This window comes from Streptomyces sp. NPDC098789 (assembly GCF_044759975.1).
Lineage (GTDB): Bacteria > Actinomycetota > Actinomycetes > Streptomycetales > Streptomycetaceae > Streptomyces.
The window spans coordinates 1-25,570 of record NZ_JBIWAJ010000040.1 but is presented as its reverse complement, the minus strand read 5'-3'; the positions used below and the strand labels follow the sequence as shown (position 1 = coordinate 25,570).

At 72.8% G+C, this 25,570-nt stretch carries 4 protein-coding genes; all 4 read right to left on the bottom strand.

Annotation, left to right across the window (positions count from 1 at the left end; genetic code table 11):
* Positions 1-1,796, bottom strand: a 1,796-nt coding sequence (locus tag ACIQWR_RS40480; RefSeq protein ID WP_404020890.1) for a type I polyketide synthase, incomplete at its 3' end; no start/stop codon positions are given.
* Positions 1,797-1,871: 75 nt separating this feature from the next.
* Positions 1,872-7,652 carry an SDR family NAD(P)-dependent oxidoreductase gene (locus ACIQWR_RS40475; RefSeq protein WP_404020887.1) on the bottom strand — a complete coding sequence of 1,927 codons (5,781 nt, stop codon included), beginning with the start codon at positions 7,650-7,652 and terminating at the stop codon, positions 1,872-1,874.
* A complete protein-coding gene (locus ACIQWR_RS40470; protein WP_404020884.1) occupies positions 7,649-24,433 on the bottom strand; it encodes a type I polyketide synthase in 16,785 nt (5,594 codons plus the stop codon). The genes ACIQWR_RS40475 and ACIQWR_RS40470 overlap by 4 nt, the downstream gene beginning before the upstream one ends.
* Before the next feature lie 63 nt (positions 24,434-24,496).
* On the bottom strand, positions 24,497-25,570 hold a 1,074-nt coding region (locus ACIQWR_RS40465; RefSeq protein WP_404020882.1), incomplete at its 5' end, for a KR domain-containing protein.

The following is a 25,570-nucleotide window of genomic DNA, read 5'->3' as shown; positions in this document are numbered from 1 at the left end:
TCGGCCATCCGCCCGGCGAACACCGGCGAAGAATCCAGCAGATCCACCGCCATCCCCACCCACTGCGAACCCTGACCCGGGAAGACGAACACCACACGGTCACGGATCCCGTGAGCGGTGCCGGTGACCACTCCGGCCGGAGCGTCCTCGCCACGCGCCACCGCAGCCGTCGCCGCGGTCAGGCCGTTCCGGTCACCGGCGACGAGTACCGCACGGTGGTCGAAGGCGGCGCGGCCCGCGGCCAGCGAGAGGCCCACGTCCACCGGCGACAGGGCCGCAGCGCCGGACTCGACGAGCGACGACAGGCGCGCTGCCTGACCCCGCAGGGCCTCGCCGCTCCGGCCCGACAGCACCCACGGCACCGCCACCGGCGCCACGGGCTCCGACTCCTCGGCCGACTCCTGGCCCTCCGGAGCCTGTTCGAGGATGACGTGGGCGTTCGTACCACTGACGCCGAACGAGGACACACCCGCACGACGGACCCGATCGGCACCGGGCACCCACGCGCGGGATTCCGTCAACAGCTCGACCGCACCCGCCGACCAGTCCACCTTCGACGAGGGCTCACCCACGTGCAGGGTCTGCGGCAGCACGCCGTTGCGCATCGCCTGCACCATCTTGATCACGCCGCCCACACCGGCCGCCGCCTGCGTGTGACCGATGTTCGACTTCAACGACCCCAGGTACAGGGGCCGTTCGGCCGGTCGGTCCTGCCCGTAGGTCGCGATCAGCGCCTGCGCCTCGATCGGGTCGCCCAGCGTCGTACCCGTACCGTGCGCCTCCACCACGTCCACATCAGCCGCGGACACTTCCGCGTTCGCCAGCGCGGCCCGGATCACCCGCTGCTGCGACGGGCCGTTCGGCGCCGTGAGCCCGCTGCTCGCGCCGTCCTGGTTGACGGCGGAGCCGCGTACGACGGCCAGCACCGGGTGCCCGTTGCGCCGGGCGTCCGAGAGCCGCTCCAGGAGCAGCATGCCGACTCCCTCGGCCCAGCCCGCACCGTCCGCAGCGTCCGAGAAGGACTTGCAGCGGCCGTCCGGTGACATGGCCCGCTGTCGGCTGAACTCCACGAAGATGGTGGGGGACGACATGATGGCCACGCCGCCGGCCAGGGCCATCGTGCACTCGCCGGTGCGCAGCGACTGCACCGCCAGGTGCAGCGCCACCAGCGACGACGAACACGCCGTGTCCACGGTCACCGCGGGGCCTTCGAGGCCCAGCGTGTAGGAGATCCGTCCGGAGGCGACGCTGCCCGCGCTGCCGTTGCCTATGTGGCCCTCGAAGCCTTCGGGAGCCGACTGCATCCGGGCGGCGTAGTCGTTGTACATCACGCCGGCGAAGACGCCGCTGCGGCTGCCGCGCAGCGATTTCGGTTCGATGCCCGCCCGCTCCAGCGCCTCCCAGGAGGTCTCCAGGAGAAGTCGCTGCTGGGGGTCGGTGGCCAGTGCCTCGCGGGGCGACATGCCGAAGAACTCGGGGTCGAACTCCGCCGCTCCGTAGAGGAATCCGCCCTCGCGGGTGTAGCTCTTCCCCTGCTGGTCCGGATCCGGGTCGTAGAGGTTCTCCACGTCCCATCCCCGGTCGGTGGGGAAGACCGAGACGGCGTCGGAGCCGTTCGCGACCAGGTCCCACATCTCGTCGGGCGAGGTGACGCCGCCGGGGTAGCGGCAGCTCATCGCCACGATCGCGATGGGGTCGTGGTTCTTGGCCTCCAGCTCCTCAAGCCGGCGGCGGGCCTGCCGGAGGTCCGTGGTCGCCAGTTTGAGATAGGTGCGGAGTTTGTCCTCATTGGACATTCGAATTCAGCTCCCCGTGCATGTCGCGAAAAGAAGACGCGAAAGGAAAAACGGCCAGGTCCTACACGCCTCGTTTCAGGATTTCCCCAGCTCGTTCTCGAGGGCGCTGAACAATTCGTCGTCCGAGGCCGATTCGATGTCGCTGTCCGCGTGGGTGTCGTGCTCCGACCTCGCGCCGGCGGCGTCGCCGAGCCTGGCGAGGAAGGACTTCATCCGCACCATGACGTCCAGCCGCTTGATCTCGTCCCCGGCGAGGGCTTCGAGCATGCCCTCCATCCGGTCCAGTTCCGCGGCGATGGAGGCCGCCGCCCGGCCCGCGTCCCCGCTGCCGTCCTCGTCGAGCTCGATCTCCGTACGGAGGTACGTCGCGAGCGCGGCGGGGGTGGGGTAGTCGAAGATGAGGGTGACGGGCAGTCGCAGCCCGGTGGCCGCGTTCAGGCGGTTGCGGAATTCGACGGCCATGAGCGAGTCGAAGCCGAGCTCCATGAATCCGCGGTCCGGTTCGACGGTGGACGTGGTGGGGTGGCCGAGGATGGCCGCCGCGTCCTTGCGCACGAGCGACAGGAGCGTGTGCCTGCGGCCGGGCTCGTCGAGAGCGGTCAGCCGCTGCTTCAGCTCGGCCTCCCCCTCCGGCGCCGACGTCGGCGCCGCCCCCGTGCCCGCCACGGCGGTGCGCCGCGCGGGGAGGCGCACCAGGCCGCGCATGACCGGCGGCACCGCGTCCGGGTTCGTCGGGCGGTTGAGCGCGGCGCGGTCGAACTGGATCGGCAGGAGCGCGATCTCGCCCGACTGCTGGGCGGCGTCCAGGAGTTCCAACGCCCGGTCGGTCGCCAGCGCGGTCATGCCGCCGCGCGACAGCCGGCGGATGTCGGTTTCGGTGAGGCTCTCGGTCAGACCTGTGGTCCGGGCCCAGAACCCCCAGCCGAGGGCCAGGGCCGGACGGCCCTGCGCGCGCCGCCGCTGGGCCAGCGCGTCGAGGAAGGCGTTGGCGGCGGCGTAGTTGGCCTGTCCGAGACTGCCGAAGGTGGCGGAGGCGGAGGAGAAGAGCACGAACGCCGAGAGGTCCAGGTCGCGGGTCAGCTCGTCCAGGTGGATCGCCGCGTCGAGCTTGGGGCGCAGCACCGTGTCGAGGCGCTCCGGCGTGAGGGAGGAGACGACGCCGTCGTCGAGGGTGCCCGCGGCGTGCACGACCGCGGTCAGCGGGTGCTCGGCCGGAACTCCCGCCAGTACCCCGGCCAGGGCGTCCCGGTCGGCCGCGTCGCACGCGGCCACCGACACCCGCGCGCCCAGCGCTTCCAGCTCCGCCACCAGTTCGGCGGCGCCCGGGGCGCCCGCCCCGCTGCGGCTCACCAGCAGCAGGTGCCGCACACCGTGCTCGACCACCAGGTGCCGGGACACCACTGCGCCCAGGGTCCCGGTCGCGCCGGTCACGAGGACGGTGCCGGTACCGAAGGCGGGCGCGTCGTCCGCCGTGCCCGTGCCGGGCGCGCTCACGCGGGCCAGCCGCGGGACGCGCACGTCGCCCGCCCGCAGGGCGAGCTGCGGCTCGTTCCGGGCGGCCGACCAGGCGAGCGCGCCCGGCAGGGCGTCCCACGAGGCCTGCGCGCCGTCGGTGTCCACCAGGACGAAGCGGCCCGGGTTCTCGGTCTGCGCCGAACGCAGCAGGCCCCACACCGGGGCTGCCGCCAGGTCCGTCAGCTCTCCGTCCGGTCCGGTCGCCACCGCACCGCGCGTCACCAGCACCAGGCGCGATCCGGCCGCCGCGAACCGCTCGTCGGACAGCCATGCCCGGGTCAGTGCGAGCGCCCTGCGCAGCTCGGCTCGGACGGCCGCGGCCGTGTCGTCGCCGGTCCGGCCGGTGTCGGTGTCGGTGTCGGTTGAGCAGTCGACGAGCACGACGGGCGGAAGCGCGTCGCCTGCGGCGAACGCACCGCTGAGCGAGTCGAGGTCCTCGAAGGGCTTCACGTCCGTACGGCTGTCGCCGAGCGCGGAGGCCGCGCCGAGCGCGTCGCCGCCCACGATGGCCCACGGGACGGTGCCCGAGCCGGCCCGCTCGTGCGGGACCGGGCGGCTCTCCCACTCGATGCGGAAGAGCGCGTCGTGGAGCCGTCCCGGGTCGCCCGCCTTCCCGAGCCGCCCGGTGTCCACCGGTCGCATGACCAGCGACTCCACCGAGGCGACCGGGCGGCCGGTGTCGTCCGTCAGGGTCAGGGACACGGCGTCCGTGCCCGGCGTGGGCTTCATGGCCACCCGCAGGGCCGTGGCCCCGACCGCGTGCAGCGATACGCCGCGCCAGGCGAAGGGCAGCCGCGCCTGCGGTGCGGGGGCGGCGCCTTCGGCGTGCGCGGTCACCGCGGTCAGTCCCGCGGCGTGCAGCGCGGCGTCGAGCAGGGCCGGGTGGAGGCCGAAGCGCTGCGCCTCGGCCTGCCACTCCTCGGGCACCGCGATCTCGGCGAAGGTCTCGTCGCCGCGCCGCCAGGCCGCCCGCAGCCCCTGGAAGAGGGGGCCGTAGTGGTAACCGAGCTCGGCGAACTTCTCGTACACGTCGGCGCACTCGACCGGGGTCGCCCCGGTGGGCGGCCAGACGGCGAGGTCCTGGGCGGACGCCCCGGTCACGGGCGCCCCGGCCGCGACGACAGCCAGCACGCCGGTGGCGTGGCAGGTCCACGCCTCGTCGTACTCGGTGTCCTGCGGCTTCGAATGGACGCTCACCTCGCGCCGGCCGGAGTCGTCCGCGCCGGCGACGCTCACGCGCAGCTGAACGCCGCCCTTCTCGGGCAGCACCAGCGGGGCCTGGAGCGTGAGCTCCTCGACCAGGTCGCAGCCGACCTCGTCCCCCGCGCGGACCGCCAGCTCGACGAAGCCGGTCCCCGGCAGCAGCACCGTGCCCGCGACCGCGTGGTCCGCCAACCACGGGTGCGTGCGCAGCGAGAGCAGGCCCGTGAACACCACGCCCGCGGACTCGGGCAGCTCGACCGCCGCCCCGAGCAGCGGATGACCCGCCACCGCCAGGCCCAGACCGGACAGCCCGCCCTCCGCGACGCCACCGGCGTCCAGCCAGTAGCGGCGCCGCTGGAAGGCGTACGTCGGCAGCTCGACGCGCGCGGCGCCCGTCCCCTCGAACAGGGCCGCCCAGTCCACGTCCACGCCCTGGACCCACACCTCGGCCAGGGAGGTGAGGAAGCGGTCCAGGCCGCCGTCGTCGCGGCGCAGCGTGCTGGTCACGACGGCGGACGCGGCCTGCTCGCGGCTCTCCAGCGTCTCCAGGACGCCCATCGTCAGGACGGGGTGCGGGCTGATCTCGACGAACACGTGGTGCCCGTCGTCCGCCAGCGCGCGCACGCTCTCCTCGAAACGGACCGGCTCGCGCAGGTTGCGGTACCAGTACCCGGCGTCCAGCTTCGCCGTGTCGAGGACCCCGGCCGTCACGGCCGAGTAGTAGGGCACCTCGGAGGCGCGCAGCTCGACGCCGCGCAGCAGCTCGGCCAACTCCTGCTCCAGCACCTCGACATGGGCCGAGTGTGCGGAGAAGTCCACGCCGGGGACGATCCAGCGCATGACGCCGGCCTTGGCCAGGACGGTCCCGAAGCGGGTCAGCGCGTCGGCGTCGCCGGAGATCACCACGGCCTTCGGGCCGTTCACGGCGGCGATGGAGATCGTGTCGCCGAAGGGCTCGATCCGCTCGCGCACCCACTCCTCGGACGCCACGATCGACAACATCCCGCCGCGTCCCGCGATGGCCAGCAGAGCGCGGCTGCGCAGGGCGACGACGCGGAGCGCGTCCTCCAGGGACAGCACGCCGGCCACGTACGCGGCGGCGACCTCGCCCTGCGAGTGGCCCACGACGGCGGAGGGCCGCACACCGGCCGCGCGCCACATCGCCGCCAGCGACACCATCATCGAGAAGAGTGCGGGCTGCACGACGTCGACGCGCGCCAACGCGGCCTGATCCTCCAGCACTTCGCGCAGCGACCAGTCGACCAGCCCGCCCAGCAGCCGCTCGCACTCGTCCATCTGCGCGGCGAAGGCCGGTGAGGACTCCCACAGTTCGCGGGCCATTCCGACCCACTGCGAGCCCTGCCCGGGGAAGACGAACGCGACCCGGCGGCCGGGGCCGGAGGTGGCCGGACCGGCCACCACGCCCGGGGCCGTCGTCCCGCCCTCGGCCAGCGCGCCCAGCCCCGCGACGAGGTCGTCGCGCGAGGCCGCGACGACCACGGCGCGGTTCTCCAGGGCCGCCCGACCGGACGCCAGCGACCAGCCGACGTCCAGGGGGGACGGCTCGGCGCCGTCGCGCACCCGGTCCAGCAGGCGCGCCGCCTGGTCGCGCAGCGCGGCGGCGCCGCGGCCCGACACCACCCAGGGGAGCGCGGGAAGTGCGACCGGCCGGGCCGCGGGCGCGGCACCGGACGCGCGGTCCTGGTCCGGCGCCCCGGCCGGCTCGGCCGGGGCCTCGTACGCCGGGGCCTCTTCCAGGATGACGTGCGCGTTCGTACCGCTCACACCGAAGGAGGAGACACCGGCGAGCCGCGGGCGTTCTTCGGTCCGCGGCCACGCGCGCTGCTCGGTCAGCAGCTCGACGGCGCCCGCCGACCAGTCCACCTTCGTCGACCGCTCGGCCGCGTGGAGCGTCTGCGGCAGTACGCCGTGCCGCATCGCCAGCACCATCTTGATCACGCCGGCCACGCCGGCGGCGGCCTGAGTGTGGCCGATGTTCGACTTCATCGAGCCCAGCCACAGGGGCCGGTCGGCCGGGCGGACCTGCCCGTAGGTGGCGAGCAGCGCGTCGGCTTCGATCGGGTCGCCCAGCGAGGTGCCCGTGCCGTGCGCCTCCACGACGTCCACGTCCGAGGCCGAGGCCCGTGCGTTGGCGAGTGCCGCCCGGATCACCCGCTGTTGGGCGGGACCGTTCGGCGCCGTGAGGCCGTTGCTGGCGCCGTCCTGGTTGACGGCCGAGCCGCGCACCACGGCGAGCACCGGATGCCCGTTGCGGCGCGCGTCGGAGAGCCGCTCCAGCAGCAGTACTCCCGCGCCCTCGCCCCAGCCCATGCCGTCGGCCGAGTCGGCGAAGGCCTTGGAGCGCCCGTCCGCCGCCAGGCCGCGCTGGCGGGCGAACTCCACGAAGGCGACCGGCGTGGACATCACGGAGACGCCACCGGCCACGGCCAGGGAGCACTCCCGGCGGCGCAGCGAGTGCACCGCCTCGTGCAGGGCGACCAGGGAGGACGAGCAGGCCGTGTCCACGGTCACCGCGGGGCCTTCGAGGCCGAGGAAGTAGGAGAGGCGCCCCGAGAGCACCGCGCCGGAACCGCCGGTGACCACGTAGCCGGCGACGTCTTCGGTCACCGCTCCGGCGCCCGGGCCGTAGTGGGAGGGCGTGCCGCCCACGAAGACGCCCGTCTGGCTGCCCTTCAGCGACGTCGGGTCGATCCCGGCGCGTTCGATCAGCTCCCACGAGGCTTCGAGGAACAGCCGCTGCTGCGGGTCCATCGCCAGCGCCTCGCGGGGTGCGATCGCGAAGAAGCCCGCATCGAACTCGGCCGCGTCGCGGACGAAGCTGCCTTCGTTCACGTACGTCGTGCCCGTCCGGCCCGACGACCCGTCGGGGTCGTACAGCGCCTCGATGTCCCAGCCCCGGTCACCCGGGAGGGCGCCGGCGGCGTCGGTGCCCTGGGCGAGCAACTCCCACAGCGCTTCGGGGGAGTTCGCGCCTCCGGGGAACCGGCAGCTCACCGAGACGATCGCGATGGGCTCCTGCTCGCGCCCCTCCTGCTCCTGCAGTCGCGCCCTCGTCTTCTGCAGGTCGGTGGTGACCCACTTGAGGTACTCCCGGAGCTTGTCCTCGTTCTCCGTCATGACTTACCGAACTCCTGGTTGATGAAGTCGAATAGTTCGTTGTCCGTGACCGCGTCGAGCTGGTTCTCCGCGGGCCGGCCTTGCGCTGTGTCGGGGAGTCCCGCCGTCGATCCGTCGAGCCTCGACAGGAGGACGTGCAGGCGGGAGGAGAGCGTGGACCGCAGGTCCTCGTCCTCCGAGGGGATGGAGAAGAGCGCCGCTTCCAGCTTGTCGAGCTCGGCGATCGCCGACCCGGGCGCGCCGGCCGCGGTCCCCGCGAGCTGGGCCCGCAGGTGGGCGGCGAGGCCCAGCGGCGTCGGGTGGTCGAAGACCAGCGCCGTGGGAAGCCGCAGCCCGGTGGCGTTCTGCAGCCTGTTGCGGAGTTCGACGGCGGTCAGCGAGTCGAATCCGAGCTCCTTGAACGCCCGGTCCTCGCCCACCGCGTCGGGTCCCTCGTAGCGCAGTACGGCGGCGGCGGCCGAGCGCACCAGGTCGAGCAGCGTGCGTTCGAGCTCGGGCCCGCTCATCGTCGCGAACCGGTCGGCGGGCGACGGCGCCGACCCGCCGTCGGATCCGTCCCGCGCGCCGGTCGAGCCGGCCGCGTCGGACTGCTGGAGCGCCCGCTGGGCCTCGGGCAGGTCGTCGAGCAGCGGCCGCGGCCGGGCCGCGGTGAATCCGGGCGCGAAGCGCGACCAGTCCACGTCGGCCACCACGGCGCAGGTCTCGTCGTGGTCAAGGGCCTGTTGCAGCGCCGCGATCGCCAGGTCCGGGTCCATCGCGAGCACCCCGAGGCGGGCCATGTGCTCCTCCGCCCCGTTGTCGACCAGCATTCCCGCTCCGCGCCACGCGCCCCACGCGACGGACGTCGCGGGCAGGCCGCGGGAGCGGCGCCGCTCGGCCAGTGCGTCGAGGTGGGCGTTGGCGGCGCCGTAGGCGCCCTGCCCGCCGGCGCCCCACACACCCGCGTTCGAGGAGAAGAGGACGAAGGCGTCCAGCTCCTCGCCTTCCAGCAGCTCGTCCAGGTTGTCGGCGCCGGTCACCTTGCCCGAGGCGGCGTCGGAGAGCGTCGTGAGGTCGGTCGCGTCGAGCGTCGCGCTCGGCGCGACGCCCGCGGTGTGCACCACCGACCGGACGGGGGAACCGTCGGCCCGCAGTTGCTCCAACAGCGCCGCCAGCGCGGCGCGGTCCGCGACGTCGCACGCGGCGATCGTCACCCGGGCGCCCGCCTCCGTCAGCTCCCGCGAAAGCTCCTCGGCGCCCGTGGCCGCCATACCGTGACGGCTGGTCAGGACGAGGTGCTCCGCTCCGCCCCGCGCCAGCCAGCGGGCGACCTGCCCGCCCAGCGCACCGGTTCCACCAGTGACGAGGACCGTGCCCCGCGGCTTCCACGCACGCGCGGCCCGCACGTCACCGAGCGGTGCGTGCACGAGCCGCCGGGCGAAGAGGCCCGCCGTACGGAGTGCGAGCTGGTCCTCAGGACCCGCAGCGCCGCTCAGCACGCCGGAAAGTCGCGCCAGGACACGCGGGTCGGGGTTCTCGGGAAGGTCGATCAAGCCACCCCAACGCTGCGGGTGTTCCAGACCGACGACCCGGCCCAGCCCCCAGGTCCGGGCCTGCGCCGCGCTGACGGCGGCGCCGTCCGCACGCCCCGTGGACACCGCGCTCCGCGTCGCCAGCCACAGGGGCGCCGCCGACTCCGTGTCGCCGAGGGCCTGCACGAGGTGCAGGGTGGCGGCCAGGCCCGACGGAACCGCCGGGTGCGCCGGGTGCGGGTCCTCGTCGAGCGCGAGCAGCGAGAGCACACCGCTGATCCCGTCGGCCCCGCCGTGCCCGGCCAGGGTCTCCCGTACGCGCTCGGCCAGCCGCGCCCGGTCCCCTTCCGTCGGGTCCCCTTCCGTGGGGTCCCAGAGGAGCGGGACGACGGACGCGCCGCCGTCGGTCAGCGCCTGGGCGGCCGCTGCGGCCCACGGCGAATCGGCGTCCCCGGAAGGGACGACGAGCAGCCACGTGCCGGTCGCGGACGTCGCGGCCGCCGCCGGGTTCTCCGGCACCTGCTTCCAGGTGACGCGGTAGCGCCAGCCGTCGAGCGTCGAGCGGGTACGTCCCTGCCGGCGCCACGAGGAGAGCGCGGGGAGCAGGCTGCCGAGCGAGGACCGCTGGTCCTCGTCCTCGACCGCGAGGGTCGTGGACAGCGACCGCAGGTCCCCGTTCTCGACCGCCTCCCAGAACTGGGCGTCCAGCCGGCCGGTGGCCGTGTCCGCCGTCGCGCCCGCACCGCCGGCCGCCTCCGCGGCCGGTGCCTCCAGCCAGTACCGGCGCCGCTGGAAGGCGTACGTCGGCAGGTCCACCCGGCGCGCCCCGGAACCGGCGAACGCCTGCTCCCAGTCGACCTCGGCGCCCTGCACCCAGACCTCCGCCAGGGACGTCAGGAACCTGTCCAGGCCGCCGTCGTCGCGCCGGAGCGTGCCGCAGACCACGGGAGGAGCCGTCGGGCTCTGCCCGGAGACCTCCAGCGTCTCCTGCACGCTGACGGTGAGGACGGGGTGGGAACTCACCTCGACGAAGGTGCCGTGCCCCTGCTCGGCCAGCGTCTCGATCGCGCTGCGGAACCGGACCGTCTCCCGCAGGTTCTGGTACCAGTACCCGGCGTCGAGGCCGGTGGTGTCCAGCCATTCCCCCTTCACGGTCGAGAAGAACGGCACCCGCGAGGCCTTCGGCCGTACGGCCGCCAGCACCTGGGCGAGTTCGTCCTCGATCCGCTCCACGTGGAAGGTGTGCGAGGCGTAGTCGACGGGGATCCGTCGGACCCTGATCTCGTCCGCCGCGCAGGAATCCGTCAACTCGTCCAGTGCGGCCGGGTCACCGGCCACCACGACCGAGGTGGGGCCGTTGACGGTGGCGATCGAGAGTCGGCCGTCCCACCCGGCTATGCGCTCGGTCGCTTGCTCAACGGACAACTGCACCGATGCCATCCCTCCGTGCCCGGCCAAACTCCCGGCAATGGCTTGCGACCGCAATGCCACCACCCGAGCACCGTCCTGCAAGGACAGCCCGCCCGCGACGCAGGCGGCGGCGATCTCGCCCTGCGAGTGTCCCACCACGGCCGCCGGCTCCACGGCGAACGACTGCCACAGCGCGGCCAGTGAAACCATCACCGCCCACGAGACCGGCTGGACCACGTCCACCCGCTCAAGTGACGGGGCGCCAGGCGCCGCACGGACAACGGCCTCCAGGTCCCAGTCCACGAACTCGGCCAGGGCCCGGCCGCACTCGGCCATCCGCTCGGCAAAGACCGGAGCGGAATCCATCAGATCCACCGCCATGCCCGCCCACTGCGAACCCTGACCCGGGAACACGAACACCACCCGGCCACCGGACCCGGAGGTCGCGCCCTCCACGAGGCCGGAAACCGACTCCCCGCGGGCGAGGGCCGCGAGGCCCGTGCCCAGGTCGTCCCCGCTGCCGACGACGACCGCGCGGTGCTCGAACACCGACCTGCTGGTGGCGAGCGACCATCCGACGTCCACCGGCGACGGCTCCGCGTCGCCCCGCACGAGCGACCCCAGCCGCGCCGCCTGACCCCGCAGGGCCTGCGCGCTCCGGCCCGACACGATCCACGGCACGGTCACCGGACGGGCGGAAGTCGCCGCCCCTTCGGTCAGATCGGCCAATTCGGCCTGGTCGGCCCGGTCGGCCGGACCCGCCGCGGGCGTCCGGGGGGACTCCGCGGGCTGGTCCGCGGGCTGGTCCGCGGGCTGTTCGAGGATCACGTGCGCGTTGGTACCGCTCACGCCGAACGACGACACACCCGCACGACGGGGACGGCCTTCGTCCTGCGCCCACGGCCGCGGCTTGCTCAGCAGCTCGACCGCGCCCGCCGACCAGTCCACCTTCGACGACGGCTCGTCCGCGTAGAGCGTTTCCGGCAGTACGCCGTGGTGCATCGCCTGCACCATCTTGATCACACCGGCCACACCCGCGGCGGCCTGCGCGTGACCGATGTTCGACTTCAACGAGCCCAGCCACAGCGGCCGTTCGGCGGGACGGTCCTGGCCGTAGGTGGCCAGCAGCGCCTGCGCCTCGATCGGGTCGCCCAGCGTCGTACCCGTACCGTGCGCCTCCACCACGTCCACATCGGCCGCGGACACACCCGCATTCGCGAGGGCCGCCCGGATCACCCGCTGCTGCGAAGGACCGTTCGGAGCCGTCAGACCGTTGCTCGCACCGTCCTGGTTCACCGCGGAACCACGCACCACCGCCAACACCGGATGCCCGTTGCGCCGGGCGTCCGACAGCCGCTCCAGCAGCAACATGCCCGCGCCCTCGGCCCATCCGGTGCCGTCCGCGCCGTCCGAGAAGGACTTGCAGCGGCCGTCCGGGGACAGCGCCCGCTGCCGGCTGAACTCGACGAACGTCATCGGCGTGGACATCAACGTGACGCCGCCCGCCAGGGCGAGCGTGCACTCGCCGTTGCGCAGCGCCTGGGCAGCCAGGTGCAGGGAGACCAGGGACGACGAGCACGCGGTGTCGACCGTGACGGCCGGGCCCTCCAGGCCGAAAGTGTACGAGAGGCGGCCGGAAGCCACGCTGCCCGCGCTGCCGTTGCCGAGGAAGCCCTCGAACCCTTCGGGCACGGTCCGCAGCCGCGAACCGTAGTCGTTGTACATCACGCCGGCGAAGACACCGGTCCGGCTGCCGCGCAGCGACTTCGGGTCGACGCCCGCACGCTCGATCGCCTCCCACGCGATCTCCAGGAGCAGTCGCTGCTGGGGGTCGGTGGCCAGTGCCTCGCGCGGCGACATTCCGAAGAACTGCGGGTCGAACTCCGCTGCCGCGTGCAGGAAGCCGCCCTCTCGGGTGTACGTCTTGCCCTGCCGCTCCGGGTCCGGGTCGTAGAGGTCCGAGTCCCATGCCCGGTCCGTCGGGAACTCCGAGATCGCGTCCACACCACCGTCGACCAGGTCCCACAGCGCCTCGGGAGAGTCGACACCGCCGGGATAGCGGCAGCCCATTCCCACGATCACGATCGGGTCGTCGAGGTCGCTCGCGGAGGACGGCACGAGCACGCCCGCCGATGCGGTCGAGAGGTGTCCCGCGCCGAAGAGTTCGTCGTTCAGGTGGGTAACGAGAGCACCGGGTGAAGGGTGGTCGAAGACGAGCGTGGCGGGGAGCCGCAGCCCGGTCGCCGCATTGAGCCGGTTGCGCAGTTCCACTGCCGTCAACGAGTCGAAGCCGAGCTCCTTGAAGGCCCGCCCGTCCTCGATCGCATCCGCCGAACCGTGCCCGAGAACGGTCGCGATGAGCCCGCGCACGAACTCCGACAGCGCACGCTTCCGGTCGCCTTCGAGCAGCCCGGACAGCCGCTGGACCAGCTCCTTCGCGGCCCCGCCCTGCTCCGCCGCTCGCGCTCGGCGCACCGGCCCGCGGACCAGCCCGCGCAGTACGGCGGGCACCTCGGCGCCCAGCTCGCGCAGCGCCGACTGGTCGAAGCGCACCGGCAGCAGGAGTGCCTCGTCCGCCGCGAGAGCGGCGTCGAAGAGCGCCAGACCGTCCTGCGAGGACAGCGCCACCAGGCCCGAACGCGCCACGCGCGCCAGATCCGCCCGGCCCATCTCACCGGTCATCCCGCTGCTCTGCTGCCACAGCCCCCATGCCAGCGAGCTGGCCGGCAGGCCCTCGGCACGCCGTACGGTCGCCAGCGCGTCCAGGAACACGTTCGCCGCGGCGTATCCGCCCTGGCCCGCGCTGCCCAGCACGCCCGATGCCGAGGAGAACAGCACGAACGCCGACAGGTCGAGGTCACGGGTCAGCTCGTGCAGGTTCCACGCCGCGTCCACCTTCGGACGCAGGACCCGCTCCACGCTCTCGACGTCCAGGCCCGTGATCAGCCCGTCGTCCAACACGCCCGCGGCGTGCACGACCGCGGTCAGCGGGTGCTCGGCCGCGACTCCCGCCAGTGCCCCGGCCAGCGCGTCCCGATCGGCCACGTCGCACGCGGCCACCGACACCCGCGCGCCCAGCGCCTCCAGCTCCGCCACCGACTCCGCCGCACCGGGGGCGTCTCCCCCGCTGCGACTCACCAGCAGCAGGTGCCGCACGCCGTGCTCCACCACTAGGTGCCGGGCCACCACACCGCCGAGCGTCCCGGTGGCACCGGTCAGCAGCACCGTGCCGGCCGGGTCCCATGCCCGCGCCTCCTGCGGTGCGGGCGGGGTCGCCCGCAGCAGCTTCGGCACGTGCACGGCACCGTCGCGCACGGCCAGCTGCGGCGCGTCGGAGGACAGCAGCCCATCCGGCAGCCCGGTGGCTCCATCGGTGTCGACGAGCACGAACCGACCCGGGTTCTCCGTCTGCGCCGAGCGCAACAGCCCCCAGACCGGGGCCGCGCCCAGATCGGTCACCGTCTCCTCGGGGCCGGCCGCCACCGCACCGCGCGTCACCAGCACCAGGCGCGATCCGGCCTCCTCGAACCGCTCGTCCGCGAGCCACGCCTGCGCCAGCGCCAGGGCGCGGTGCACGGCCTCGTGGGCGGCCCGAGCGGTCTCGCCGGTGCCGCCGGTCCCGCTGGTCTCGCCCGTTCGTGAGACGAAGGGGACGAGCACGACGTCGGGGACCGCGGCACCGTTCTCGACGGCCGCGCTCAGCGCCGCGAGATCGGCGTGGACCTCGGCCCCGGGAACCCCGAGTCCGGTCTCCGTACCCGGAGCCCCGATCACCGCCCACGGTCCGCGCCGGGCCGCCACGGCAGCCTCGTGCGTGGTCACCTGCGGTGCCTGCGCCCAGTCGACCCGGAACAGCGCTTCGTCCGCCCCACTACGGGCCGCGTTCGCGATCTGGTCGGGGTCCATGGGCCGCAGGACGAGGGACTCGACCGCCGCGACGGGCTGCCCGGTGCTGTCGGCGACCGTCACCGACACCGAATCGTCGGCATCGGCGGGCGCGAGGCGCACCCGCAGGGCCGCCGCGCCGCTCGTGTACAGGGACACACCGCGCCACGCGAAGGGCAGCCTCGGCCGGCTGTCGGAGAAGATCCCGCTCAGCCGCAGACCGTGCAACGCCGCGTCCAGCAGCGCCGGGTGCAGCCCGAACTGGGCGGCGTCCTCCTGCGCGTCCTCGGGCAGCACCGCTTCGGCGAACACCTCGTCGCCGCGGCGCCAGGCCGCCCGTACGTGTCGGAACATCGGCCCGTAGCCGTAGCCGTCGGCCTCGAAGTCCTCGTACATGCCGTCGGTGTCCAGCGCCACGGCACCCTCCGGCGGCCAGACCGCCAGATCGGCCACGGGCTGGGCGGCGCCGGTCGTCAGCGCACCCGTCGCATGGCACGTCCACTCCGTGTCGGTGTACGCATCGGCCGATCGCGAGTAGACGCTGAACGTACGCCGACCCTGTTCGTCCGACTCGGCGACGGTCATGCGCAGTTGGACGCCGCCCTTCTCGGGCAGCACCAGCGGGGCCTGGAGCGTGAGCTCCTCGACCACGTCGCAGCCGACCTCGTCACCCACGCGGACCGCGAGTTCCACGAAGCCGGTCCCCGGCAGCAGCACCGTGCCCGCGACCGCGTGGTCCGCCAGCCACGGGTGCGTGCGCAGCGACAACCGCCCCGTGAACACCACACCCGCGGAATCCGGCAGCTCCACCGCCGCGTCGAGCAGCGGATGACCCGCCACCGCCAGGCCCAGACCCAGGCCCGACAGCCCGCCGTCCCCGGCGCCACCTGCGTCGAGCCAGTAGCGGCGCCGCTGGAACGCGTACGTCGGCAACTCGACCCGCGACGCACCCGTCCCCTCGAACACACCGGCCCAGTCGACGTCCACGCCCTGGACCCACACCTCGGCAAGCGACGCGTAGAACCTGTCCAGACCGCCCTCATTGCGGCGCAGCGTGCCCGCCACGATGGCGGACTCGGCCTGGTCCTGGACACTCATCGTCAGCACGGGATGCGCGCTGACCTCGATGAAGGTGCCGTGCCCCTGCGCGACCAGATCCTCGATCGCACCCTGGAAACGGACCGTCTGACGCAGATTCCGATACCAATACCCGGCATCGAGAGTCGTCGTGTCCAGCCAGTCACCGTTCACCGTGGAGAAGAACGGCACCCGTGCGGCCATGGGCTCAACTTGCGCCAACACTTCGGCGAGCTCGCCCTCGATCCGCTCCACATGCGAGGTGTGCGAGGCGTAATCCACCGCAACCCGGCGCGCCCGAACACCCTCCGCTTCGCACGCGGCGAGAAGCTCGTCCAACGCCTCCGGCTCACCCGCGACGACGGTGGAGGTGGGGCCGTTCAGCGCCGCGACCTCCAGCCGACCCGCCCAACCCACCAGACGGGACTCGACCTCCGCCAGCGGCAGCGCGACGGACATCATTCCGCCGAACCCGGCCAGGCTGCCCGCAATGGCCTGCGACCGCAGCGCCACCACACGAGCACCATCCTGCAACGACAGCCCGCCCGCGACACAAGCCGCGGCGATCTCACCCTGCGAATGACCCACCACAGCGGACGGCTTCACACCGAACGACTGCCACAACTCCGCCAGGGAAACCATCACCGCCCACGAAACGGGCTGGACCACATCCACCCGCTCAAGCGACGGCGCACCCTCGACCTGGCGCACCACATCGAGCAGATCCCAGTCCACGAACTCCGCCAACGCCCGACCACACTCGGCCATCCGCCCAGCGAACACCGGCGAAGAATCCAGCAGATCCACCGCCATCCCCACCCACTGCGAACCCTGACCCGGGAACACGAACACCACCCGGCCACCGGACCCCGAAACCACACCCTCCACCAGACCCGACGCTGGCAGACCATCACGCAACGCGCCTACACCAGAAGCGAGTTCACCCAGCGCACCACCGACCACCACGGCACGGTTCTCGAACTCCGCCCGCCCCGCGGCCAACGACCAACCCACATCCACAGGCGACAGACCCGCACCACCGGACTCGACGAGCGACGACAAGCGCCCGGCCTGACCGCGCAGCGCCTCGACACTCCGGCCGGACACCACCCACGGCACCGCCACCGGTGCCACGGGCTCCGTCGCCGTCTCAGCGACCTCGACCTCGACCTCAGGAGCCTGCTCAAGGATCACGTGCGCGTTCGTACCGCTCACACCGAACGACGACACACCCGCACGACGGACCCGGTCAACAGCACCGGGCACCCACTCGCGCGCCTCCGTCAACAGCTCGACCGCACCCGCCGACCAATCCACCTTCGACGACCGCTCGCCGACGTGCAACGACTCAGGCAGCAGCCCATGGCGCATTGCCTGCACCATCTTGATCACGCCACCCACGCCGGCCGCAGCCTGCGCGTGACCGATGTTCGACTTCAACGATCCCAGGTACAGGGGACGTTCGGCCGGACGGTCCTGGCCGTAGGTCGCGATCAGCGCCTGCGCCTCGATCGGGTCGCCCAGGGTCGTACCGGTGCCGTGCGCCTCCACCGCGTCCACGTCCGCCGCGGAGACCCGGGCATCGGCCAGGGCCGCGCGGATGACGCGCTGCTGCGAAGGACCGTTCGGAGCCGTCAGACCGTTGCTCGCACCGTCCTGGTTCACCGCGGAACCACGCACCACCGCCAGCACCGGATGCCCGTTGCGCCGGGCGTCCGACAGCCGCTCCAGCAGGAGCACGCCGGCGCCCTCGGCCCAGCCCGTACCGTCCGCCCCGTCCGAGAACGACTTGCAGCGGCCGTCCGGTGCGAGTCCGCGCTGGCGGCTGAACTCCACGAAGACCATCGAGGTGGCGAGTACGTTCACGCCGCCCGCGAGGGCGAGCGTGCACTCACCGTTGCGCAGCGACTGCACCGCCAGGTGCAGCGCCACCAGCGACGACGAACACGCCGTGTCCACCGTCACCGCGGGGCCCTCAAGACCCAGCGTGTAGGCGACACGACCCGAGATCGCCGAGGTGGTGCTGCCGGTCAGGTAGTAGCCCTCGCTGCCTTCGCCGGACTGCTCCATGCCGAAGGCGTAACCCTGGGCCGCGGCTCCGGTGAACACGCCCGCCCGGGATCCGCGCACGGCGGCGGGGTCGATGCCCGCCCGCTCGAAGGCCTCCCACGAGGTCTCCAGGAGCAGCCGCTGCTGCGGGTCCATGGCCAGGGCCTCGCGCGGCGAGATCCCGAAGAAGCCCGCGTCGAAGTCGGCGGCGGTGTGCAGGAAGCCGCCGCTACGGACGTACGACTTGCCGGGGCGATCGGGATCGGCGTCGTACAGCGCGTCCAGGTCCCAGCCGCGGTCGGTCGGGAAGTCGGTGATGCCGTCGCCGCCCGCGGCCAGCAGGTCCCAGAGCGCCTCCGGGGACGCGACGTCGCCCGGGAAGCGGCAGCTCATGCTGACGATGGCGATCGGGTCGTCCGCCCGCGGGGCGGACGCGTACGGCAGGACCGCTGTGGCGTCGGTCCCGGACCGGGCGCCGAGCAGTTCCTCGCGCAGGTGTCGCGCGAGCGCGGCCGGCGTGGGGTGGTCGAAGACGAGGGTGGCGGGCAGCCTCAGCCCGGTCGCCGCGTTCAACCGGTTGCGCAGTTCCACCGAGGTCAGGGAGTCGAAGCCGAGCTCCTTGAAGGCGCGGCTCTCCTCCACCGCTGCCGCTGATCCGTGGCCGAGGACCACCGCGACGTGGCCGCGTACGAACTCCGAGAGCTCCACGAGCTGTTCGGCTTCGGGACGGCCGGCCAGCTGCCGGGCCAGCCCGGTGGGCGCGGCCGAGGTGCCGGTGGACGCCGTGGCCCGGGCGCGCTGTACGGGGCCCCGGACGAGGCCGCGCAGCAGCGCGGGTACGGGCGTGCCGGAGGTCCGCAGTGCGGCGGGGTCGAGCCCCACCGGCAGCAGGAGCGGCTCGGCGGTCGCGACGGCCGCGTCGAAGAGCGCCAGGCCCTCGTCGGACGAGAGCGCGGTCAGTCCGGAGCGTGCGATGCGGGTGCGGTCCGCCTCGCCCAGCTCGCCCGTCATCGTGCTGTTCTGCTCCCACAGGCCCCATGCCAGCGACGTGGCAGGCAGGCCCTCGGTGCGACGGACCGCCGCGAGGGCGTCGAGGAAGACGTTCGCCGCCGCGTAGCTGCCCTGACCGGCATTGCCGAGGACACCGGAGACGGAGGAGTAGAGGACGAAGGCCGACAGGTCCAGGTCACGCGTCAGTTCGTGGAGGTGCCACGCGGCGTCGACCTTCGGGTTCAGCACTCCGTCGATCCGCTCGGGGGTGAGCGCGTGGATCATTCCGTCGTCGAGCACGCCGGCCGTGTGGACGACCGTGGTGAGCGGGTGTTCGGCCGGGATGCCGGCGAGGAGCCCCTGCAGCGCCGATCGGTCGGCGACGTCGCAGGCCACCACGCGCGCCCGGGCGCCGAGCCCGGCGAGCTCCGCGACCAGTTCCGCCGCGCCGTCGGCTTCGGGTCCGCGGCGGCTGACGAGCAGCAGTTCCCGCACGTCGTGTCGCTCCACGAGGTGACGGGCGACGAGCCTGCCGAGCGTTCCGGTCGCTCCGCTCACGAGGGCGGTGCCGTTCCCGGCGCCGGCCAGCGGGGCCGGTACGGTCAGCACGACCTTGCCGATGTGGCGGGCCTGGCTCACGTAGCGGAAGGCGTCTGGGGCCCGTCGGATGTCCCACGTGGCGACGGGCAGGGGTGTGATCACCCCTTGCTCGAAGAGGTCCAGGAGCTCCAGCAGGATCTCCTGGGTGCGGTCCAGGCCGGCCTCATTGAGGTCGAACGCCTGGTAGGCGACGCCCGGGTGCGCCGTGGCGACCTCGGCGGGGTCCCGCTTGTCGGTCTTGCCCATCTCCAGGAACCGCCCGCCGCGCGGCAGCAGCCGCAGCGACGCGTCCACGAACTCGCCGGCGAGCGCGTCGAGCACCACGTCCATGCCCCGGGCGCCGGTGGCGTCGCGGAACGCGTCCTCGAAGTCCAGCGTGCGGGAGGAGGCGATGTGCGCATCGTCGAGCCCGGAGCCGCGCAGGGCGTGCCACTTGCCCTCGCTGGCCGTGCCGAAGACCTCGGCTCCCCAGTGCCGGGCGAGCTGCACGGCGGCCATGCCGACGCCGCCCGCGGCGTTGTGCACGAGGACGGATTCCCCGGGCTGCACTGCGGCGAGGTCGCGCAGGCCGTAGTAGGCGGTCAGGAAGACGACGGGCACGGAGGCGGCCCGCACGTACGACCAGCCGTTGGGCATCGGGGCCAGCATCCGCCGGTCGGTGACGGCGAAGGGGCCGAACGAGCCGGAGAAGACGCCCATGACCTGGTCGCCGGGGACCAGATCGGTCACGCCCGAACCGACTTCGGTGACGACGCCGGCGCCCTCGTTGCCCATGACCTGCTGGTCGGGAACGACGCCCAGGGCCAGCACCACGTCCCGGAAGTTCATGCCGGCCGCGCGGATCTGCACCCGCACCTGGCCGGCTTCGAGCGGCTGCTCGCCCGCCGGGCTCTCCAGCAGTTCGAGGTTGGCGAAGGATCCCTTCTGGGGGATCTCCAGGCTCCACGCCGACGCCCCCGCCGGCGGAACCAGCATTCCGCCCCCGTGCGCCAGGCGTGCCACGCGCGGGACCCGCACCTCGCCGGCCCGCAGCGCCAGCTGCGGTTCGTCGTGGGTCGCCGCCCAGGCGAGTGCCGTCGCCAGCGCCTCTCGGGACTCGGGTGTGCCGTCCGTGTCCATCAGCACGAACGCGCCGGGGTTCTCGGTCTGCGCCGACCGCAGCAGTCCCCACACGGGGGCCGCCGTCAGGTCCGTCACGTCACCGTCGGAGCCGGCCGCCACCGCGCCCCGCGTCAGCACCACCAGCCGGGCACCGGTGAACCGCTCGTCCGCCAGCCACGCCTGGACCAGCGCCAGCGCGCGGTGGCTCGCCGCGTGCGCGGCCGACGGCGTCGCCGATCCGTCCGTCTCCCGCGGCGGGTCCGCGGGATCCTGGACCGCGACCACGACGACGTCCGGCAGCTCGGCGCCGGCCGTCACCGCCTCACCGAGGGCTGCCAGGTCCGGGTACGCGGCTGCGCCCTGGACCTCCACGGAGGTGCCGATCCGCACGATGCCGGGGGCACGGGTGGCGTCATGGGGCGCCGGGGTCCCGGTGGCCGCCGTGGTCCAGTCGATGCGGAACAGCGTGTCGTGCTCGGGCAGCTTGCCCGCGGCCGCTGCCAGCTGTTCGCGGTCCACGGGCATGCAGACCAGCGACTCCACCGTCGCCACCGGTTGCCCCGTACCGTCGGCCACCGTCACCGAGACGGTGTCCGTACCCGCCGGTGCCAGCCGGACGCGCAGCATCGACGCACCCGCCGCCCGCAGCGACACACCGCGCCACTCGAACGGCAGCCGTGCGCGTCCGTCGGCGAAGAAGCTGCCCAGCTGTACTCCGTGCAGCGCCGAGTCCAGCAGGGCCGGGTGCATGCCGAAGCGACCGGCCGCTTCCTGGTGCTCCGCGTCGAGGGCCACCTCGACGAAGACCTCGTCGCCGCGCCGCCATGCCGCGCGCACTCCCTGGAACACCGGGCCGTAGCCGTAGCCGTCGGCCTCGAACCGCTCGTACATGTCGTCGACGGGCACGTCCTCGGCGCCTGCCGGCGGCCATTCCACGAGGTCGGCCGCCGGCTGCACACCGCCGGCCGCCAGCACACCCATGGCGTGGCAGGTCCACTCTCCGGCCGCCGACGTCTCCTCGTCACGGGAGTAGACGGTCAGCGTGCGGCGCCCGGCTTCGTCGGGCTCGCCCACCATGATCTGGAGCTGTACGACGCGGCCCTCGGCCAGGACGAGCGGCGTCTGGAGGGTCAACTCCTCGACGGTGTCGCATCCGACCTGGTCACCGGCCCGTACGGCCAGCTCCACGAAGCCGGTGCCCGGGAACAGCACCGTGCCCGCGACCGCGTGGTCCGCCAGCCAGGGGTGGGTCCGCAGCGACAGCTGTCCCGTCAGCAACAGTCCGTCGGCGCCGGCCAGCTCCACGGCGGCGCCCAGCAGGGGGTGCTCCGCCGACCCGAGTCCGAGGCCGGCCACGGAGCCGGCGCCCGCGAGGTCACCGGAGGGTTCGAGCCAGTAGCGCTGGCGTTGGAAGGCGTACGTCGGCAGGTCCACCCGGGACGCACCCGTCCCCTCGAACGCCCGGGTCCAATCGACGGGAACACCGTGCGTCCACGCACGCGCCACACCGGCTATGAACGAGCGTTCCTCGCCGCGACCCGAGCGCAGCACGGGGACGAACACGCCGTCCGACACGCACTGCGCACCCATCGCGCTCAACACACCATCGGGGCCCAACTCCACGAACACGGAGACACCTTGGGCCGCGAGAGCCTCCACGCCGTCCGCGAAACGAACCGCTCCGCGCACGTGCCGCACCCAGTACTCCGGCGAACACAACTCATCCGCCGACGCCACCGCACCCGTCACGTTCGACACCACCGGAACCACCGGCGCGTTGTACGTCAGCCCCGCCGCGACCTCACGGAACTCCTCCAACATCGCGTCCATCCGCGGCGAATGGAACGCGTGCGAGACGACCAGCCGCTTCGTCTTGCTGCCCCGGGCCTTGAGCGCCGCCGCGACTTCCAACACGGCGTCCTCGTCACCGGACAGCACCACAGCCGACGGACCGTTCACCGCCGCGATCGACACGCGATCCGCGCAATCGACCAGCAGCTCCGCAACCTCCGCCTCCGACGCCTGCACCGCCACCATCGCGCCACCCGAAGGCAGCGCCTGCATCAGACGACCACGCGCAGCCACCAGACGCGCCGCGTCCTCCAACGACCACACACCCGCCACACACGCGGCAACCAACTCACCGATCGAGTGACCGCCCACGAACTCGGGCCGCACACCCCACGATTCGATCAGCCGGAACAACGCCCACTCCACGGCGAACAGACCCGCCTGGGTGAACACCGTCTCGTCCAAAGCGCCCTCAGCACCGCCCTCACCGAAGACGACCTCACGCACCCCACCCACCACATGACCGGACAACTCCCGGTCCAACACGGCACACACCTCGTCGAACGCACCCGCGAACACCGGGAAGCGCTCGTACAACTCCCGCCCCATACCGACCCGCTGCGAACCCTGACCCGAGAACAACACGGCAGGACCACTGGCCAACACCCCAGCGCCCTCCGGGCCCTCGACGAGACCCGGCACGGATTCCCCTCGGGCCAGACCGTTCAGCGCGGCCATCAGCTCATCGGCCGAACCGCCCGTCACCACGGCGCGGTTCTCGAACTCCGCCCGCCCCGAAGCCAGCGACCAACCCACGTCCACCGGCGACAGGTCCGCGTCACCCTCGACCCGGGACACCAGGCGCGCGGCCTGCGCACGTAATCCGTCGACCCCGCGCCCGGAGACCACCCACGGCGTCACCGAAGGGCTGCTCTGCGGGACCGGGCGCTCTGCCGACTGTTCGGCCGGCTGCTCCGCCGGCTGCTCGATGATGACGTGGGCGTTCGTACCGCTCACGCCGAACGACGACACGCCCGCACGACGCGGACGTCCCTCGACCGCCGGCCACTCCCGCGCCTCGGCGAGGACCTCGACCGCACCCGCGGACCAGTCGACCTCCGACGACGGCGCGTCCACGTACAGCGACTTCGGCAGTGTGGCGTGGTGCATCGCCTGCACCATCTTGATCACGCCCGCCACGCCTGCGGCGGCCGCGGTGTGGCCGATGTTCGCCTTCAAGGAGCCGATCAACAGCGGCCGGTCCTCGGGCCTGCCCTGTCCGTAGGTGGCGAGCAGCGCGTCGGCCTCGATCGGGTCGCCGAGCGACGTGCCCGTGCCGTGCGCCTCCACCGCGTCGACCTCGGCGGTGGTCAGTCCGGCGCTCGCCAGTGCGGCGCGGATGACGCGCTGCTGGGAGGGGCCGTTCGGAGCCGTCAGGCCGTTGCTCGCACCGTCCTGGTTGACGGCCGAACCACGCACCACCGCGAGGACCGGGTGGCCGTTGCGGCGCGCGTCCGACAGCCGCTCCAGCAGCAGTACGCCCGACCCCTCGCCCCATGCCGTCCCGTCGGCGCCGTCCGCGAACGGCCGGCACCGGCCGGTGCGGGACAGTGCGCCCTGCCGGCTGAACTCGACGAAGATCTCCGGCGTGGACATCACGGTCACGCCACCCGCGAGGGCGAGCGTGCACTCACCGTTCCGCAGCGCCTGCGCCGCCAGGTGCAGGGTCACCAGGGACGACGAGCAGGCCGTGTCCACGCTGACCGCGGGCCCCTGGAGGCCGAGGGTGTACGAGAGCCGGCCCGAGACCACGCTGGCCGCGATACCGGTGGCCAGGTAGCCCTCGGACTGCTTGGGCGCCCGGCGCAGCAGGGCCGCGTAGTCCTGCCCGTTGGTGCCGGCGAACACGCCGGTACGGCTGCCCTTCAGCGACGACGGGTCGATGCCCGCCCTCTCGATCGCCTCCCAGGACGTCTCCAGCAGGAGCCGCTGCTGCGGGTCGAGCGCCATGGCCTCGCGGGGCGAGATCCCGAAGAACGCGGGGTCGAACTCGCCGACGTCATGGAGGAATCCGCCCTCCCGGACGTACGAGGTGCCCGGCCGCGACAGCTCCGGGTCGTACAGGCCCTCGGTGTCCCAGCCCCGGTCGGTGGGGAACTCGGTGAAGGCGTCGCCACCGGACGCCAGCAGGTCCCACAGCTCCTCGGGGGAGGTCACTCCTCCGGCGTACCGGCAGCCCATGCCGATGATCGCGATCGGCTCGTGCTCTCCCGACTGCACTTCCTGGAGGCGCTGTCGTGCCTCGTGGAGCTCACCGGTCACTCGCTTCAGAAAATACCGAAGCTTGTCCTCGCTGCTGTTCGTCACGCCGTACCACTCCAGGGGTTCAGAAAGTCTTCACAGAGTTCAAAGGGGTGACCTCGATCGAGGTCAGGAGATGCCGAGCTCATTGCTGATGAAGTCGAAGACGTCGTCGTCCGAGGCCGAGGCGAACTTCTCCGCCGCGGAGGTATCGGTGACGGTTTCGTCCGTTGCACCGCTGCACAGTTGGAGCAGTGCCTTCAGCCGGAGCGAGATCTCGCCGCGGGCGGACTCTTCGGATTCCGGGACGAGCTCGGTCAGCTCGGAGGCGAGCCGGTCGAGGTCCCCGAGGACGGTGTCGAAGCGCTTGGGCCCACCGCCGAGCTTCAGTTCGCTCCGCAGGTGGTCGGCAAGGGTTCGTGGGGTGGGATGGTCGAAGGCGATCGTGGCCGCCAGTCGCAGTCCGGTCACCCGGTTGAGGCGCTTGCGGAGTTCGACGGAGGCCAGGGAGTCGAAGCCGAGGTCCTTGAAGGCCCGATCGGCCGTGATGGCATCGGAGTTGGGGTGGCTGAGTACGTCCGCGACCTGTGCGCTGACCAGGTTGAGCACCTTGCGGTCCTGCTCGGCGGAGGTGAGAGCGGCCAGTTCGGCGCGGAGCGCCCCGCTCGGTTCCGCATCGGTGACGGCGCCCTGGGCGTCCATCGCCTGCAGGGTGCTGTGGGCTTCGGGAATCCCGGTGATCAGTGGTGCCGGCCGGCCCGTCGCGAGCCTGGGAGCGAAGCGCTTCCAGTCGACGTCCGCCACGATGAGGCAGTTCTCGTCCCGCTCCAGGGCCTCGCCCAGGAGGGTCACCGCGTCATCCGGCGCCATCGGAAGGATGCCGCCGTGCTGGAGTCGCTCCTCGCCCACGCCCGTGGCCAGACCGCCGTCGGACCATGCGCCCCAGGCGATGGAGGTGCCGGGGAGTCCGAGCCCACGACGCTGTTCCACCAACGCGTCCAAGAACGCATTGGCCGCCGCGTAGTTACCCTGCCCAGCACCACCCACCGCCCCCGCCAACGACGAGAACATCACGAACAACGACAGGTCCAGACCCCGCGTCAACTCGTCCAAATGCCGTGCGGCATCCGCCTTCGACCGCAAGACGAAAGCCAACCGCTCCGGCGTCAACGACCCGATCACACCGTCATCGAGAACACCGGC